At 70.8% G+C, this 15,937-nt stretch carries 16 protein-coding genes; 2 read left to right on the plus strand and 14 right to left on the minus strand.

The window, feature by feature from the left end:
* Positions 1–21 precede the first annotated feature (21 nt).
* The 10 genes from mutM to P3F85_RS08875 form a co-directional block, all read right to left on the minus strand.
* Positions 22–954 carry a bifunctional DNA-formamidopyrimidine glycosylase/DNA-(apurinic or apyrimidinic site) lyase gene (mutM, locus tag P3F85_RS08830; RefSeq protein ID WP_374010858.1) on the minus strand — a complete coding sequence of 311 codons (933 nt, stop codon included), beginning with the start codon at positions 952–954 and terminating at the stop codon, positions 22–24.
* The gene (gene rnc / locus P3F85_RS08835) at positions 932–1,645 is read right to left on the minus strand and encodes a ribonuclease III (protein WP_374010859.1); all 714 of its coding nucleotides are present in this window, start codon (positions 1,643–1,645) and stop codon (positions 932–934) included. The genes mutM and rnc overlap by 23 nt, the downstream gene beginning before the upstream one ends.
* Before the next feature lie 23 nt (positions 1,646–1,668).
* The gene (gene rpmF, locus P3F85_RS08840; RefSeq protein WP_018190667.1) at positions 1,669–1,872 is read right to left on the minus strand and encodes a 50S ribosomal protein L32; all 204 of its coding nucleotides are present in this window, start codon (positions 1,870–1,872) and stop codon (positions 1,669–1,671) included.
* 2 nt (positions 1,873–1,874) lie between these two features.
* Positions 1,875–2,444 carry a DUF177 domain-containing protein gene (locus P3F85_RS08845; protein ID WP_374010860.1) on the minus strand — a complete coding sequence of 190 codons (570 nt, stop codon included), beginning with the start codon at positions 2,442–2,444 and terminating at the stop codon, positions 1,875–1,877.
* 11 nt (positions 2,445–2,455) lie between these two features.
* Positions 2,456–4,723, minus strand: coding sequence for a transglutaminaseTgpA domain-containing protein (locus P3F85_RS08850; RefSeq protein WP_374010861.1), 2,268 nt, complete (start codon positions 4,721–4,723; stop codon positions 2,456–2,458).
* Positions 4,713–6,059, minus strand: a complete 1,347-nt coding sequence (locus tag P3F85_RS08855; RefSeq protein ID WP_374010862.1) for a DUF58 domain-containing protein — start codon at positions 6,057–6,059, stop codon at positions 4,713–4,715. Before P3F85_RS08855 ends, P3F85_RS08850 begins: the two co-directional genes overlap by 11 nt.
* A gap of 1 nt (position 6,060) precedes the next feature.
* Positions 6,061–7,119 carry an AAA family ATPase gene (locus P3F85_RS08860; RefSeq protein WP_374010905.1) on the minus strand — a complete coding sequence of 353 codons (1,059 nt, stop codon included), beginning with the start codon at positions 7,117–7,119 and terminating at the stop codon, positions 6,061–6,063.
* An 11-nt stretch (positions 7,120–7,130) separates the two neighbouring features.
* On the minus strand, positions 7,131–7,613 hold the full coding sequence (gene coaD / locus P3F85_RS08865) for a pantetheine-phosphate adenylyltransferase (RefSeq protein WP_374010863.1): 483 nt from the start codon (positions 7,611–7,613) through the stop codon (positions 7,131–7,133).
* 86 nt (positions 7,614–7,699) lie between these two features.
* Positions 7,700–9,922: an ATP-dependent DNA helicase RecG gene (locus P3F85_RS08870; RefSeq protein ID WP_374010864.1), complete on the minus strand. Its 2,223-nt coding sequence runs from the start codon at positions 9,920–9,922 to the stop codon at positions 7,700–7,702.
* Positions 9,919–10,701 carry a tetratricopeptide repeat protein gene (locus tag P3F85_RS08875; protein ID WP_374010865.1) on the minus strand — a complete coding sequence of 261 codons (783 nt, stop codon included), beginning with the start codon at positions 10,699–10,701 and terminating at the stop codon, positions 9,919–9,921. The genes P3F85_RS08870 and P3F85_RS08875 overlap by 4 nt, the downstream gene beginning before the upstream one ends.
* A 49-nt stretch (positions 10,702–10,750) precedes the next feature.
* Here P3F85_RS08875 and rsmD point away from each other — a divergent pair, with 49 nt between their 5' ends.
* A complete protein-coding gene (gene rsmD / locus P3F85_RS08880; protein ID WP_374010866.1) occupies positions 10,751–11,335 on the plus strand; it encodes a 16S rRNA (guanine(966)-N(2))-methyltransferase RsmD in 585 nt (194 codons plus the stop codon).
* Here the strand turns inward: rsmD and thiL are convergent.
* Positions 11,332–12,333 (minus strand): thiamine-phosphate kinase, encoded by a 1,002-nt coding sequence (thiL, locus tag P3F85_RS08885; RefSeq protein ID WP_374010867.1) that lies wholly within the window; start codon positions 12,331–12,333, stop codon positions 11,332–11,334. The genes rsmD and thiL overlap by 4 nt on opposite strands.
* A 25-nt stretch (positions 12,334–12,358) precedes the next feature.
* Here thiL and P3F85_RS08890 point away from each other — a divergent pair, with 25 nt between their 5' ends.
* Positions 12,359–12,856, plus strand: a complete 498-nt coding sequence (locus tag P3F85_RS08890; RefSeq protein ID WP_374010868.1) for a DUF3515 family protein — start codon at positions 12,359–12,361, stop codon at positions 12,854–12,856.
* 123 nt (positions 12,857–12,979) lie between these two features.
* On the opposite strand, the gene P3F85_RS08895 is transcribed toward P3F85_RS08890, so the two are convergent.
* Genes P3F85_RS08895 through P3F85_RS08905 form a run of 3 tightly spaced genes read right to left on the minus strand, consistent with a single transcriptional unit; the run spans position 12,980 to position 15,897 of the window.
* The gene (locus tag P3F85_RS08895) at positions 12,980–14,077 is read right to left on the minus strand and encodes a D-alanine--D-alanine ligase family protein (protein WP_374010869.1); all 1,098 of its coding nucleotides are present in this window, start codon (positions 14,075–14,077) and stop codon (positions 12,980–12,982) included.
* On the minus strand, positions 13,989–15,119 hold the full coding sequence (locus P3F85_RS08900; RefSeq protein WP_374010870.1) for an NAD(P)H-dependent glycerol-3-phosphate dehydrogenase: 1,131 nt from the start codon (positions 15,117–15,119) through the stop codon (positions 13,989–13,991). The genes P3F85_RS08895 and P3F85_RS08900 overlap by 89 nt, the downstream gene beginning before the upstream one ends.
* A complete protein-coding gene (locus P3F85_RS08905; RefSeq protein WP_374010871.1) occupies positions 15,112–15,897 on the minus strand; it encodes a lysophospholipid acyltransferase family protein in 786 nt (261 codons plus the stop codon). The genes P3F85_RS08900 and P3F85_RS08905 overlap by 8 nt, the downstream gene beginning before the upstream one ends.
* Between the last annotated feature and the right edge of the window lie 40 nt (positions 15,898–15,937).

Below are 15,937 nucleotides of genomic sequence, written 5' to 3' on the forward strand. Positions count from 1 at the left end.
GCCGGCCGGAGAGGGCGTCAGTCAGGCCGCCCGGCGCGGGGCACGGAGGCGCTGGCAGTGCGGGCAGAAGTGCGAGCCGCGGTTCATGAACTGCTCGCGCACGATCGGGGTTCCGCAGCGCGGACAGGGTTCACCCTGCCGGCCGTAGGCGTTGAGGCTGTGCGAGAAGTAGCCGGACGCGCCGTTGACGTTGACGTACTGGGCGTCGAAGCTCGTGCCTCCCTCTGCCAGCGCCTTCTGGAGCACGTGCCGCACCTCGGCGAGCAGCGTGCGGACCGTGGCGCGGCTCAGCGAGTTCGCCGGCTGGGCGTAGTGGATGCGCGCGGCCCACAGCGCTTCGTCCGCGTAGATGTTGCCGATCCCGCTGATCAGGTTCTGGTCGAGGAGCGCGCGCTTGATGCCGGTGTTCTTGCGTGCGAGCGCGGCGGCGAACAGAGCGTCGTCGAAGGCCGGGTCGAGCGGGTCGCGGGCGATGTGCGCGACCTGCGTCGGGATGAGCGGCTCGTCGGTTCCGAACCCTCCGTGGGCGCCGTCCGCCGTGGGCACCAGCGCATCCACGGCCATCGACCCGAAGATCCGCTGGTCGACGAAATGCACCCAGTACTCGGCGCGGACGCCGGTCTCCGGGTCGGGCGCGGCCTCGATGTGCAGCCGGATGCGCAGCAGCCCCGCTTCGTCGGTGCCGGGCTCACGCAGCAGGATCTGGCCGCTCATCCCCAGATGCGCAACGATCGCGCGGCGCGGCGAGCCGTCGAGCGGGATCCAGAGGAACTTGCCCCGCCGCACCGGATGTTGCATCACCCGGCCGGTCAGCAGCGTTTCGAATGCGCCCGCGAGAGGGTCGTGGCGCTTCAGCGATCGCGGCTCGAAGACGTCGACTCCGAGGATGGTCGCACCGGTGACCGCGGGAGCGAGTCCCGCGCGGACGACCTCAACCTCGGGAAGCTCGGGCACGCCGACTCGTCAGTTCCGTCCAGGCGCTCAGCGCCGCGGCCATTTCGGCCTGCTTCTTGCTCGTACCTTCGCCGGTCGCGGTCACCAGGCTGCCGACCTCGACGATGGCGTGGAAGGTCTTGGAGTGGTCAGGGCCGGTGTTCGTGACGGTGTAGACGGGAAGCCCGGCGCCCCGGCGAGCGGCGGCCTCCTGCAGGCTCGTCTTCGGGTCCATCGCGGCGCCGAACCGGGCCGGGTCGTCGAGCAGCGGCTCGACGAGACGCAGCACCAGTGCGGTCGCGGCGTCGCCGCCCGCATCGAGGTAGGTGGCGCCGATCAGCGCCTCGACGGTGTCGGCCAGGATGGACGCCTTCTCACGTCCACCGCTCTGGTCCTCACCGCGGCCGAGGAGCAGGTACTCCCCCAGGCCGATGCCGCGAGCGACTTCCGCCAGCGCGACGGAGCTGACGAGACTGGCCCGTCGTTTGGCGAGCTCGCCCTCGTCGAGGTGCGGGTTCTCGCGGAACAGCTTGACCGTGACCGCTTGCCCCAGGATGGAGTCGCCGAGGAATTCGAGGCGCTCGTTGTTGGGGATGCCACCGTGCTCGTACGCGTACGAGCGATGGGTCAGCGCAAGCTCAAGAAGCTCGGGGTCGATATCGACTCCGAGCTTCTTGAGAAGTGCGCTGCGGTCAGTGTTCTCTCCGACCACAGTCTTCACCGTGTGGGCGACGTTCAGACGTCGGCGACCTTGCGGCCCTTGTACTCGAGGAAGAGCGCGGTGCCCGCGGAGTCCTCGACGACCTTGGCGCGGTGCGGCAGGCTGTAGGTGACCTTGCCGTTCTCGATGGTCTTGACGAGCGTGGGGACCTCAGCCTTCCACTGCGAACGGCGGGCGTGGGTGTTAGCGCGCGACTGCTTCCGCTTGGGAACGGCCATGACTATCTCTTCTCTGTATTCGAACGGGGTTCATCGGTGTCGGAAGCCGGGAAGGCCGCGAGCGCTGAGTAGTTCTGGAGCGCTGACCAGCGGGGATCGACGATCTCCGTGGCCTCACGGTCCGGTACATCCGCCAGCCTCTCCCCGGTCTCGGGGTCGAGACCCGGGCAGTCCGGCCGGCACACCGGCTGGAACGGCAGCGACAAAACCACCGTATCCCTGATCAGAGGTTCAAGATCCACGTGGTCGTCGTGAACCTCATGATCGAAAGCTTCCTCAGAAGGATACGCGAAAAGTTCCTGGAAATCGACTTCGACAGGCTCCTCGATGTCGATGAGGCAACGACCGCACACGCCGGTGGCAGTGGTCTGGCCCTCTGCCGTGATGAGGATGCCCTCGTGCATCGACTCCAGACGGAGGTCGAGGTCGATGGTCTCGCCCTCGGGGACGCTGAGCAGACCTTCGCCCAGCTTCTCCACCACGGGGATGCTGATCTGCTGCTCACGCATCGCGCCGGGATGGCGGATCAGGTCGTACACGTTGACGGTGTACGGGGAGTTCTTGGTAGTCACGAGGAACTATTTTACGCGGCAGTCCGGGGTCGTGCGGCGGAAGGCCAGCCCGCTGGCAGCAAGGACACAGGAAGCAGCGCCGCTTTCACCCGGAGGGCCGGGCCGGCCTGGGCTTCGAGCGCCGCGAGCACCGCCGTCATGTCGTCCGCGAGCCCGCCCGCCCAGCGCCGCCCAGGGGGCCCGTAGACATCGCGCTCCAGCTCGCCCAGCAAACGCATGACCGCATCCTCGGCCGGCGTGCCCGCGACGGCGACCGCCACCCGACCCGCGAAGACACGCGGCGTCTCCGTGGGTGGAGCCGACCATCCCAGGTCGCGTGCGGTGTCCCGTACCTCGTCCCAGACGAGGGAAGCGCCACCCCACTGCTCGTCGAGTTCACGGAGACGCCGTCGCCGGCGGAGGCGCCGCCAGACGGCCGGCACGAGCAGCACGGCGATCATGAGGAGCCCGACGCCGATGCCGGTCGCGATCGGCTGAGCGCTGGACTGGGCGGTGAACGTCGCGGACCCTGCCGGGTTCGCGGGGTCGGTCGGCACGAGCGCACGCGGCGCTGCTCCGGACGTGGAGGTCGAGGTGGGGCCGGGCGCTGCGGCGTCCGTCTGCGGACGGGTGTAGTCCGGGACCGTTCCCCGGCTTACCGTCGGCTCGAACGGCACCCAGCCGACCCCCGCGAAGTACAGCTCCGGCCACGCATGCAGGTCGTCGCTGGTGACCGTGTACTCCCCCGGGTTCGTCGCCGTCCCTCCGCTGGTCGCTCCGGGCAGGTAGCCCTCCGCGACCCGGGAGGGGATGCCGAGCGTCCTGGCCATGAGCGCCATCGCGGAGGCGAAGTGGACGCAGTACCCGCTCTTCACCTCCAGGAAACGCGCGATCACGCGGGCGCCGTCGCCGTCGAACCCTTGCTTGAGCGGCGTCTGGGTGGAGTAGACGAAGCTGTTGTCCCGGAAGTAGTCCTGGAGCGCGACCGCCCTGTCGTACTCGGAGACCGCATCCTTGGTCGCCGTCAGGGCGGTCTGCTCGATGATCGCCGGCAAGTTCGGCGGGAGGAACAGGTCGCGCTGGACGTCCGCGGGCACGACTCCGCCGGCGGCCTTCAGCTGGTCGGCCGTCGGCTGCAGGATGACGCTGTTCGCGGTGTACTTCTGGCCCTGGGTCGTCGAGTTGATGCCGCCGATCGTCAGGTCGTCCGGATCCCACGACCAGGTGCCGCTCAGCCCGGTCACCGACTGGACCGGCGCGGGCGCGGGAAGCCAGCGGCTCGTCATGTTGTCGATCGCGACCGTCGTCGTGATCTTCGTCGTCTTGACCCCCGGCGAGAGCCCGGCGACCGGCCCGATCTTCGCGCCGTCGGCGAGCCGGTTGGTGTCGCGTTCGCGGTGCTTCCACACCGAGCCGGTGAACTGGTCGAGCGAGGCCAGCTTGAGGTACTGTCCGTTCGCGGCCGTCGTCGTGTAGGTCAGGGCGCGGACGGCGGCGGGACGCCGTAGGTCCTTGCCCAGGTCGATGAGCGGCGTGACCGTTCCGCCGATGGAGATGCCCCCGGCGGTGAAGGAGGTGGCGCCGCCCTGCTCGAACCCCGGCGCGGTGCCCGCGAGCACGACCGCGATCGCGACGGCGGAGGCGCCTACCGACAGCGCCGCACCGGGCCGCGGCGTGGCGGAGCGCCGGGTGCGGACATCGCTGCGCAGCAGCCAGAGGTACGCGGCGGCGGACGCCGCCAGGGCGAAGGGATCGAGCCCGTCGCCGAGCAGTGCACCGGGGACGACGAGCACGGCACCAACCGCGAGGGCCGTGAACGCCGGAGTGCGGATGGCCACGGCGAGGATGTCGAGCATCAGCGCCAGGAGGCAGCCCCCCGCGACGACCAGGAAGAGGAACTCCGGCAGCGGTTCGGCCGGGGTCCCCTGCTGGTAGATCGACAGCATGGCCTGCTGCAGGGACTCCGACCAGTTCCCGACCGTGGCGGGGGTGGGGATGATTCCCAGCAGGCCGGTGCCGCGGCCGAAGGCGATCGTCATGACGACAGCCGACTCCACGAGCAGGAGCACCGGGACGACCCCGCGCGGCACGCCGAGGCTGCGGAGTCCCGCACCGGTCGCGAGCACCAGCGCAGCCGTCCCGACCAGCCCGAACCACCAGCCTGCGCCCTGGATCAAGCCGACGAGCGCATAGCTCACGGCGAGTACCTGCAGCATCAGGGCTCCGGTGATCCTCCAGTAGCCGATCCGGCGCCGGACGGCCACGCGTGGCACAGCGAGCGCCAGGGACTCAGTCGCCACTGGACACCACCCGCGCGCGCTGCGTGCGGAGCGCGCGCCGCCAGCACTCCGCCGGATCGTCACCGGCCGCGAAGGTCACGCACAGCCAGCCGGCGTCGACGAGCACGTCGACCGTGTCCTGCGCGGTCGAGACGGCCACGAAGGCGACCGCAGGGTCGCCCATCGAGCGCAGCGCTGCCAGGCCTCCGAGCTCCACAGGTCCGGAGCCCGCCAGCACGGCGAACACCGGCACAGGACGCCCCGCCTTGCGGAGGCCCGCGCCCAACTCGGACACGGCGTCGTCGCGTGCCGTCGTCGAGGTCTCGATCGCCGCGAGATCGCCGAGCAGCATGCGGTCGGCGCTCCCCATGTCGTAGGTCGCCGTCGTCGAGCCGAGGGTGCCGGTCCGTCCGGCGCCGCTGCGGCCGGAGAGCTGGCGGTCGCCCGTCTCGACGATGCTGACCACGAAACCCTCGTCGAGCAGATGGACGCCGATCGACGCCACCAGGTCGACCAGGGTCTCGAACTCGTCGCCCGCTGCGTCCGGGTGCCCGGTCTCCGCATGCGCGGCGATCGGGCGCGTGTCCATGAACATCCACGCTTCCGGGTTACTGCGCTGCTCCTCCTGACGCACCATCAACTGGTCGTGCCGGGCGGTCGCGCGCCAGTGCACGCGGCGCAGCGGATCCCCGGGCCGGTACTCTCGGGCGATCAGCTCGTCGGCGCTCGGGATGCTCTGGCGCAGCAGCGCATGCTCCGTGCCCTCGCTGTGGGCCACATCCAACTCTCCGCGCGACAGTTCGACGACGCGCGGGGTGACGAGGAGCTGCCGTGGCTGGCCGATCGCGTACTCGGCGTACGCGACGCCGAACGGGTCGGTGCGGCTGACGATGAGCGGGCCGACGGCGTGCGCGCCGCGGCGCTGCGGCACCACGTCCTGCCGGAGAACGACCGTGTCGCGGCCCAGGCCGCCGTCGGGCTGATGCGCACCCAGCCGCGGGAAGGGGGCGGAGGCCTGCACTCCCACGACCGGCGGCGCGGATTCGCGCCATCGGGCGGCCGGGCTCGGCCGGGGTGACTGGTTGCGAGCGGTGGTCACGATGGTGCTGCGCTCCCCCGCCGCCACGACGTCCGGATGGAAGCTGCGGGTCACCGTGAGCCGCGGACGGTCGACGGTGACCGAGATCATCGCGGCGAGCGGGAGCACGGTCAGGAACACCCCGACGAAGAGGACGTCCGTGCGGCCGAAAGTCGCGGACGCGACGAGGGCCACCACGCCGACCAGTCCGAGGGTCCAGCCGCGCGCGGTCGGACGGGGCCGCTTCAGCGGCGACGACGCACGACCACGGTTCGGCACGCTAGCGTCCTACGCCGCCCACCGTGCCGGAGCCGACGGGCACCGGCGTCGCGGAGACGATCCGGCGCACGATGTCGGCGATCACCGGGGCGCTCTCGTGATGGTGTCCGAGGGCCCGGCTGGTGGGCAGCAGCCGGTGGCTCAGGACGGGCACGGCCAGCGCATCCACATCGTCGGGGAGGACGAAGTCCCGCCCGGCCAGTGCCGCGGTGGCTTTGGCCGCGCGGATCAGCTGCAAGGTGGCGCGGGGGCTTGCGCCGAGCCGGAGGTCGCGGTCCTCGCGGGTGGCTCGCACCAGATCCACGGCGTACTGCTTCACCGGCGTCGAGGCGTAGACGCTCCGTGCCGTCAGCATCATCGCCCGCAGTTCGTCCGAGGTCACGACCGGGCGGATGCGCGAGAGCGGACTCGACGTGTCCCGTGTCGTCAGCATCGCCAGTTCCGAGTTCTCGTCGGGGTACCCCATCGCGATACGCGCCATGAAGCGGTCGCGCTGGGCCTCCGGAAGGGCGTACGTGCCCTCCATCTCGACCGGGTTCTGGGTCGCGACGACGATGAAGGGAGCGGCCAGTGGATAGGTCGAGCCGTCGACCGTGACCTGTCGCTCCTCCATGCACTCCAGCAGCGCGGACTGGGTCTTCGGGCTGGCGCGGTTGATCTCGTCGCCGATGACGATGTTGGCGAAGATGGCGCCGGGCTTGAACTCGAAGCGCCGCTCCGCCTGGTTGTACACGGAGACGCCGGTCACGTCGCTGGGCAGGAGGTCCGGAGTGAACTGGATGCGGCTGACCGTGCAATCGACCGACTTGGCCAGAGACTTCGCCAGCATTGTCTTGCCGACGCCGGGCACGTCTTCGATCAGGAGGTGGCCCTCGGCCAGCAGGACGACGAGAGCGGTCTGGACGGCCTCGTGCTTGCCGTCGATCACGGACTCGACATTGGCGGTGATCTGCTCGGCGGCGCGGCGCAGCTCGTCCAGGTCCATTCCGGGAACGGTCCCGGTCTCCTCCTCGGGTGCGACGGACGATTCGGTGGGCTGGCGCGTCGCGTAACTGTTCATGACTCCTGCGCTCACGTTTCCTGGAGATACTCGTGGACGGCCGGCGGGACGTAGGGGCTCACGTCGCCGCCCAGGGCCGACACCTGGCGGACCAGCGAGCTCGACACGTGCGCATTCGCCGGGTTCGGGAGCAGGAACACCGTCTCGACATCGGCGAGGTGACGGTTGACGATGGCCATCGGCGTCTCGTACGTCACGTCGAGCTGCGACCGGATGCCCTTCACCAGCACATGCGCGCCCACATCCGTGCAGTAGTCGACCAGCAGCCCGACCGACCAGGAGGCGAGGACGATGTTGCCGACGATGCCCGCGTCCTCGATCGACTTCTCGATCAGGGCGACGCGCTGCGCGATGGGGAGCAGCGCGGACTTGTCCGGGTTGTGGACCACCACGACGTGGACCTCATCCCAGAGTCCGGCGGCACGCTCGATCACGTCGAGGTGCCCGAGGGTGACCGGGTCGAACGATCCAGGGACAACGGCGATCCTGTTCATAGACCTTCAGACTATCCCGCGCATCCCGGCATTTCGTTGTGAATCCGTTACCAACGGATTTCGTCCGGATGGCGGTCCAGGGGCTGCTAGGACTTGCCCAGGAAGGCGCGCTCGCTCTCATCCAGCCGCCGGGCCAGCGCGGCCGCGAGCGCCGGATGCTGCGCAAGACCCGGGTCGCCCTCCAGCGTCTCCTCGGCGGCGACCCGCGCCTCCGCGATGAGCTCCCCGTCGGCGACGACCCGCAGCAGCCGGAGCGACGAGCGCCCGCCGGACTGCCGGCTGCCGAGAACGTCGCCCTCGCGCCGCAGCTCCAGGTCGACGGTGGCCAGCTCGAAGCCGTCGAGGGTGGCCGCGACCGCCTCCACCCGCTCCCGGGCGAGCGTCTCCGGCTCGGCGGCGGTGACCAGCAGGCACAGCCCCGGGATGTCGCCGCGCCCGACCCGTCCGCGCAACTGGTGCAGCTGGGACACGCCGAAGCGGTCCGCATCCAGCACCACCATGGCGGACGCGTTGGGAACGTTGACGCCGACCTCGATGACGGTCGTGGCGATCAGCAGGTCGAGCGTGCCCGCCGCGAAGGCGCGCATCACCTCGTCCTTCGTCTCCGACGGCAGGCGGCCGTGCAGCACGCCGATCCGGGCGTCGCGGAAGAGCGGGTCGGCGCGCACCTGCGCGGCCACCGACTCCACGGTGGCGATCGGTCGCGCCGGGGCACCGTCCGCCGACGCGTCGTCGGGCTCCGGCTCCTCGCCGTCGTCCTCCGCGTCCTTGCCCGAGATGGCAGGGCAGACGACGAAGACCTGCCGCCCCTTCGCGATCTCCTCCGCCGCGCGCTCCCAGATACGGCGCTCCCAGCCGGGACGATCGGCCAGGGGAACGACGAAGCTCTCGATGCCCTGACGACCCTCCGGCAGCTGCGCGATGGTGGACACATCCAGGTCGCCGAAGACGGTCATCGCCACGGTGCGCGGGATCGGCGTGGCGGTGAGCACGAGCACGTGCGGCGGGGTGCCGCCCTTCGCCCGCAGCGCCTCCCGCTGCTCGACGCCGAACCGGTGCTGCTCGTCGACGACCACGAGTCCGAGGTCGTAGAACGTGACCGCGTCGCCCAGAAGGGCGTGGGTGCCGACGACGATCCGGGCCTGACCGGAGACGGTCCGCAGCAAGGCTCGCTTGCGTTCGGCGGCCGACAGCTGCCCCGTGAGCAGCGTCGGCATCAGCTGCGCGGAGAGATCGGGGCCGAGCATGGCCGCGATCGAGCGCAGGTGCTGCGAGGCGAGCACCTCCGTCGGCGCGAGCAGCGCGGACTGACCGCCCGAGTCGGCGACCGCGAGCATCGCCCTCAGCGCGACGAGCGTCTTGCCGGAGCCGACCTCGCCCTGGACCAGTCGATGCATCGGCACCGGCGCGGCCAGGTCGCGTTCGATCTCGCCGCCCACCACATCCTGATCGTCGGTCAGACTGAACGGCAGCGCCGCGTCGAATCGCTCCAGCAGGCCGCCGGGAACGGGGGTCCGCGGCGTCGCCGCGACCTGGCGCGTGGCCGCCCGCTGCTGCAGCAGGGCCGCCTGCAGCACGAACGCCTCCTGGAACCGTAACGCATCGCGCGCGCGCTGCCACTGCGAATCCTTCTGCGGACGGTGGATGCCCTCCAGCGCCTCGCGGAACGGCATCAGCCCGCGCTCGGCGACCACGGCATCCGGGACCGGATCGGGGACGGCGCCCAGCGCATCCAGAGCCAGCTCGACGGCCTTCTGCACCTGCCAGCTCGCCACCGTCCCGGTTGCCGGGTAGATCGGGATGGGCGTCAGCGCCCAGTCCTTCGCTGCAGCGCTGCCCGGGGTCACGGCGTTCTCGGCATCCGGTTCGAACAGCTCGTAGTCGGGGTGCGCCAACTGCAGTGCGCCGCGGTAGGCGGAGACCTTGCCTGCGAAGATCCCGCGAACTCCGGGTACGAGCTCGCGCGACCGCCACGCCTGATTGAAGAACGTGAGGGTGAGGATGCCCTCGCCGTCCGAGATCTTGACCTCGAGGATGCTGCCGCGCCGGGCGCGCATGGGCCGATCCTGGACGCGGAGCACCTCGGCGATGATCGTCACGTTCTCGTCCAGTGGGAGGTTGGCGAGGGCGGTCAGCTCACCGCGCTTGGCGTAGCGCCGCGGGTAGTGGCTGAGCAGGTCGGCGACCGTGCGCATCCCGAACGCCTTCTCGAACGCGGACGCGGTGCGACCACCGAGGACGCCGGTCAGCCGGGAGTCCAGGCCGACGGTGCCCGCGTCGGGAAGGCCCGGGGCGGTCGCGGAGGTCATGAGTCGATCGTATGCGCCTCGTCCGACGTCGCCTCGTCCGACGTCGCCGCTGCCTCGGCGAGAGCCGCCAGCTCCACGAGCTCGGCCGCGACCGCCGACTCGTCCGGCCGCTCTGCCGCCAGCCGGCGCTGGACGGCCAGGGCTTCGTCGACGCGGCCGAGTTCCCGCAGCGCCCGGCCCAGCCCCCAGCGCGCGGCGAACTGCTGGTCGGTCGACCCGTAGCCCGCGGCGTACTCAACGGCGTCCTCGAACGACACGAGCGCGGCTGCCGCGTCCCCGTCCTCCAGCCGGACCCAGCCCCGGAGGTCGTGCAGCACGGCGCCCCACCGGAGGGTGCGGGGATCGTCGGTGCCCGACAGATCGGCGAGTCCCTCCTCGATCCACTGATCGGTGTGGATGCGGTCGGATTCGGCCAGCGCCAGTGCGGTCTCGACGGCCAGTGCAGTATCCCCGTCGCGCCGCGCGGCGCGGAGGGCGGACTCGAGGATCGGCGTTGCTTCGGCGGGCCGGCCCGCGGCGACGCGCAACCTGCCCCGCTCAAGCAGGACGCGGACCTCGAGCACGTCCGCCGCCGGCTCCAGCGAGTCGAGCAGCGCCTCCGCCTCCTCGATGCGTCCCTGCAGCCCGAGGGCGCGCGCACGCTGCGTCTGCAGCTCCGCCCGGACGACTTCCGACCGGTCCGGTTCGGCAGCGGCCTCGGCCAGCCGTTCGGCGGAGGCGATCGGGTCACCGGGGAGCCACAGGCTGTCGAGCTCTGCCTGCTCCAGGCGTTCCTCCATCCCCTTATCTTGGCGGCTGCGCGCACGCCGACGCTAGGCTCGGGGGGCCATGACCCGAATCGTCGCCGGTTTCGCCGGCTCGCTGACCCTGCAGGTGCCCAAGAGCGGCACGCGTCCCACGAGCGACCGGGTGCGGGAGGCGATCTTCTCGGCGCTGGATGCGCGGAACGCCGTCAGAGGCGCCCGGGTGCTCGACCTGTACGCCGGTTCGGGCGCTCTCGGGCTGGAGGCCATCAGCCGCGGGGCCTCCTCCGCGGTGCTCGTCGAGAAGAGCGCACCGGCCGCGCAGGTGTGCCGGCGGAACGCCGCGGCACTCACGGCGGCGGCCCGGTCGGCGGCCCGGCACCCGGACACCCCGCTGCCGGGCATCGACGTCCGCGCCACCGCAGTCTCGTCCTACCTGGCAGGAGCAGCCGGTCCGTTCGACGTCGTCTTCATCGACCCGCCCTACGACGTGAGCGACGCCGACGTCCTCGACGTCCTCAGCGCCCTCCTCCCTGCGCTCGCCGAGGATGCTGTGGTCTGTCTCGAGCGCAGCGCGCGCGGACCGCAGCCGACCCTCCCGGAGGGGCTGGTCCTCGAGCGGCGCAAGGACTACGGCGAGACCGCGATCTTCTGGCTGACGCCGGCCTAGCCGCGGCCGCCGTCCCACTCCAGGTACGGGTCCCAGCCGCCGCGCTCGCCGAACGGGACGCCGTCGACGAGCAGACCGCTGCCCTCGCGCACGACCCCGACGCGCCGGAAGCCGCCCGGGAGGGTGACCTCCGGTGGGAAGGCGGCGAACAGCCCGTGGTCCTCCCCGCCGGTCAAGGCGGTTCTCGTGTCCGGTCCGAGAGCTGCCGCGTCCAGGTCGATGGCGACTCCGCTCGCTTCCGCGACGCGACGGGCGTCGAGCGCGAGACCGTCGCTCAGGTCGAGCATCGCGGTGGCTCCGGCGGCCGCCGCTCGCGGACCGTCCGCGATCGGAGGTCGTGGCCGCAGCTGAGCGCCGACCGCCTCGGGATGGGCGGCCGCGACCGCGGCGAAGCGCTCGGCATCCGGCTCCCCAGCCGCATCCACCGCCTCCGCGAAGAGCAGACGGAGGCCCTCGGCGGCGTGCCCCAGCAGGCCGGAGACCGCCACCACATCCCCTGGGCGTGCCCCGCTGCGCAGCACCGGGGCGCGGCCCTCCAGGTCGCCGAATGCGGTCACCGCGAAGGTCAGGGTGGCCGACACGGACAGGTCTCCCCCGACGACACCGCAGCCCGGCTGAAGCTCCTCGCACGCCAGCCGGAAGCCGTCGGCGACGCCCTCCAGCCAGGCGACCGGAGTCTCCGGCGGCGCGGCGATGGCGACCACGAGTGCGGTGGGGACCGCGCCCATCGCTGCGACATCCGACAGGTTCGTCGCCGCGGCCTTCCAGCCCAGGTCGACGGGACCGGACCACGCGAGCCGGAAGTCGGGACCGTGCACCATCATGTCGGTCGTGACGACGAAGCGTCCGTCCGGCGCGGCCAGGACGGCGGCATCGTCCCCCGGCCCGACCAGGGTCGCGGACGACTCCGGGAGCCTCGGGAAGATGCGCCGCAGCGCCTCCCGCTCGGAGGCCTCGCCGAGAGTGAGGCCGGCCGCGGTGCTCCCAGAGTTTCCCATGATCTGAAACGGTAGCCTGAAACCGATGAAGTCCCGTCGCCGCCTCCTTCCGGCCCTCCTGCTCGCCGCCTCCGCGCTCGCCCTCGCGGGATGCGCGCCGACGGTCTCGCTCGACCCCGCCGCCGACAGCAACGCACCCGGGTGCGCCGAGATCAGCGTCCGGCTGCCCGACACGGTCGCCGACAAGGCAGCGCGGCAGACGGACGCCCAGGCGACCGGCGCATGGGGCGACCCGGCGGCCGTCATCCTGCGCTGCGGGGTGCCCCCGATCGGTGCGACCACCAAGCCGTGCGTGAACGTGAACGGGGTCGACTGGGTGCTGATGACCGACCCGGCGGCCAAGACGATCGTCTACCAGACCTTCGGGCGCACTCCCGCGACCGAGGTGATCATCGACCACGTCTCCGGGGTCTCGGACTCCTCCGTCCTCCCGGAATTCGCCAGCGCGGTCTCGACGGTCAAGCAGACGCAGAAGTGCCTCTCGACGCTCGACACCGACCCGTCCGCGACGCCCTCCCCGTAGCCGACCTCACCCGAGCCGCGCTCCCCACTTCGCCGAGTTGCGACATGATGTCGCAACTCGCGCGCGAAATGCGCAACGAGTCACGACTCGCCGCCAACGGGTGAACGAGACGACGGGCGAACGTCAGGCGGCTGCGCGGGCCAGGGCGACCTGGATGAGCTCGTCGATCAGTGCCGGGTAGCTGAGCCCCGACTCCTGCCAGCAGCGCGGGAACATCGAGATCGGCGTGAAGCCGGGCATCGTGTTGATCTCGTTCACGACGAACCCGTTCGCGGTGAGGAAGAAATCCACTCGTGCCAGCCCCTCGCCCCCGATGGCGTCGAAGGCGCGCACACCGAGATCGCGCATCTCGGCCAGTTCGTCGTCGCTGAGGTCGGCCGGGCACACCAGGTCGATGCCCGGCGCGTCGAGGTACTTGGCGGCGAAGTCGTAGAAGTCACGTCCGGTGAGCACGATCTCGCCGGCGACCGACGCGCGCGCCGGCTCCCCCGGACGACCGCCGAGCACGGCGATCTCCACCTCGCGTCCGGTGACCATCGACTCGATCAGCACCCGGTCGTCCTCGGCTAGGGCGGTTGCCATGGCCTCGTCGAGCATGCTCCAGTCGGTGACCTTCGTCACGCCGACGCTGGAACCGGCGCGGGCCGGCTTCACGAACGCGGGCAGGCCGAGGGTCGTGGCGGACTCCCGGACGTCGTCGGAGGCGGTCCTCCACTCGTACGCGGACACCGTGACCCCCGGAGCGACCGGAATGCCCGCCTGCTGGAGCACAGTCTTCGTGAAGTGCTTGTCCATCCCGAGCGCGCTCGCCAGCACGCCGCTGCCGACGTAGGGCAGCCCGACCAGCTCGAGCATGCCCTGGAGCGTGCCGTCCTCACCCCACGGGCCGTGCAGGATCGGGAAGACGATGTCGACCGCACCGAGGGAGGATCGCTCGCCGTCGGGATCGACGACGGTCAGCTCCCGCGACACCACGCTGTCGGGCCAGAGGATGCGCGTTCCGTTGTCCTCGACCTCAGGCAGCTTCTCGGTGTTCAGCGCGAAGAGCGCGGCGTCATCCGGCTGGAGGGTGAAGGCGCCTTCGTGGGTGATCCCGATCGGGATGACGTCGTAGCGGTCGCGGTCGATCGCCTCAAGGACGCCCGCCGCCGTCGCGCAACTGATCGAATGCTCGCTTGAGCGACCCCCAAAGAGAAGCGCGACCGCGACCTTGTCCGTCATCCAATGTCCTTTCGCCTTGCGGCTCGTCCGAATCCGTCGTGAGATGCGGCGCGATGTCTTTCGGATCGAGCGTACCGGCGAGCACCTGGCTCACCTGACGGACGATCGGCATGTCCACCCCGCGCGCCTCGGCGAGGCTCAGGATGGGCGCGACCGAGGCGAGTCCCTCGGCCGTCTGGTTCATCTGCTTCACGACGTCGTTGAAGCCGTAACCCTGGCCGAGCAGGCGGCCCGCGGTGTTGTTGCGGCTGAGGGACGACTCGCAGGTCGCGATGAGGTCGCCGAGGCCGGCCAGCCCCGACAGCGTCTCGGGCTTGGCGCCGTAGGCGACGGCGAAGTCGGTCATCTCGACGAGGCCGCGCGTGATGATCGACGCTTTGGTGTTCTCGCCGTAGCCGACGCCGTCGACGATGCCGATCGCGACCGCGATGAGGTTCTTCAGCACCCCGCCGAACTCCGTGCCGATGACGTCGGTGTTCACGAAACTGCGGAAGTAGCGGTTCGTCGCCGAGATGGCCACGGCCTGCGCGGTCTCCAGGCTCTCGGAGGACACGACGGCGGCGGTGGGCTGCTCCCGGGCGATCTCGAGCGCGAGGTTGGGGCCGGAGGCGACGGCGATGCGCTCCGGTTCGATCGGCAGGCCCTGCGCGATGACCTCGCTCATCCGGAGGCCTGTGCCCTTCTCCACGCCCTTCATCAAGCTGACGACGACCGTCTCGGGCCCGAGGTGCGGGATCATCGCCTCGAGATTCGAGCGGAGGGTCTGGCTGGGGATGGAGACGAACACCTGCTCGGCGTCGCGCATGGCGTCGCCCAGGCGGGCGGTGGCGCGCAGGTTGCGCGGAAGGTTGATGCCCTCCAGGTAGTCGCTGTTGCGCTTGACCTCGTTGATCTCCCGGGCGAGTTCCGGACGTCGCGCCCAGAGCACGACGTCGGAACCACCGTCGGCGAGGATCTTCGCGAACGTGGTCCCCCAGCTGCCGGCGCCGAGCACGGCGATCCTGCGGGGACGTGCGACGGGAGGTTTCGGTGCTTTAGCCATCGAAGCGCCCGGTCTCCTTCTGGTCGTGCTGGGTCGGATCCCACCGCGCCGCAGGAGCCTTCTCGCCGCGGAGGTCCTCCAAGAGGGCCGTGATCGCATCCATGATGACCGCGGTCGCTTCGGTGAGCGTCGCCGCGTCGAGCGGGCGGCCCCGGAACGCCGAGAGGTCGACCGGGTCACCCACCTTGACGTCGATCGTCTTGCGAGGGAACCAGCTGATCTTCTTGCCGTAGCGCGCCATGACCTGCTGGGTCCCCCAGTGCGCCATGGGGATGACCGGGAGGTCGTTCTCCAGAGCCATACGCGCCGCGCCGGTCTTGCCCCGCATCGGCCACATGTCCGGATCGCGCGTGAGCGATCCCTCCGGGTACACGATCACGATGCGACCCTCGTTGACGATCTTGCGCGCCTCCTGCAGAGGCGCCGCCCCGCGGGTGCTGCCGCCGCGCGACACCGGCACCTGACCGGACTTGCGCATGAACCAGCCGAGCACCGGAACCCGGAACAGGCTCTCCTTGGCCAGGTACCGCGGAAGCCGGCCCAGCCGCCAGGTGACCATGCCGACCATCACGGGATCGATCTCGCTGTAGTGGTTCGGGGTGAGTACGTAGGCGCCGGTCTTCGGCAGCTTGTCGCCGTCGATCACGCGGAATCGCGCGAGAAGGCTGCCGATCGGCACCACGATCCCCGCGAGCACCCAGAAGATCGACGGGCGGCTCTTCTCGGGACGCTCCTTCTTCGGAGGCACAGGAGTCACGGACGAGTCAGAATGGGGCACCATCCCATTATCAGCGACGGACATGGCACCGGAAGCATGG

The sequence above is a fragment of the Leifsonia sp. T36S-04 genome (genome assembly GCF_042465655.1).
Classification (GTDB): domain Bacteria; phylum Actinomycetota; class Actinomycetes; order Actinomycetales; family Microbacteriaceae; genus Leifsonia.

Excerpts from the sequence above, each read along its gene's own strand:
- rpmF (WP_018190667.1), bottom strand. The coding sequence starts at position 1,872 with ATGGCCGTTCCCAAGCGGAAGCAGTCGCGCGCTAACACCCACGCCCGC.
- P3F85_RS08860 (WP_374010905.1), bottom strand. The coding sequence starts at position 7,119 with ATGAACAGTTACGCGACGCGCCAGCCCACCGAATCGTCCGTCGCACCC.
- coaD (WP_374010863.1), bottom strand. The coding sequence starts at position 7,613 with ATGAACAGGATCGCCGTTGTCCCTGGATCGTTCGACCCGGTCACCCTC.
- P3F85_RS08870 (WP_374010864.1), bottom strand. The coding sequence starts at position 9,922 with ATGACCTCCGCGACCGCCCCGGGCCTTCCCGACGCGGGCACCGTCGGC.
- P3F85_RS08875 (WP_374010865.1), bottom strand. The coding sequence starts at position 10,701 with ATGGAGGAACGCCTGGAGCAGGCAGAGCTCGACAGCCTGTGGCTCCCC.
- rsmD (WP_374010866.1), top strand. The coding sequence starts at position 10,751 with ATGACCCGAATCGTCGCCGGTTTCGCCGGCTCGCTGACCCTGCAGGTG.
- thiL (WP_374010867.1), bottom strand. The coding sequence starts at position 12,333 with ATGGGAAACTCTGGGAGCACCGCGGCCGGCCTCACTCTCGGCGAGGCC.
- P3F85_RS08890 (WP_374010868.1), top strand. The coding sequence starts at position 12,359 with ATGAAGTCCCGTCGCCGCCTCCTTCCGGCCCTCCTGCTCGCCGCCTCC.
- P3F85_RS08895 (WP_374010869.1), bottom strand. The coding sequence starts at position 14,077 with ATGACGGACAAGGTCGCGGTCGCGCTTCTCTTTGGGGGTCGCTCAAGC.
- P3F85_RS08900 (WP_374010870.1), bottom strand. The coding sequence starts at position 15,119 with ATGGCTAAAGCACCGAAACCTCCCGTCGCACGTCCCCGCAGGATCGCC.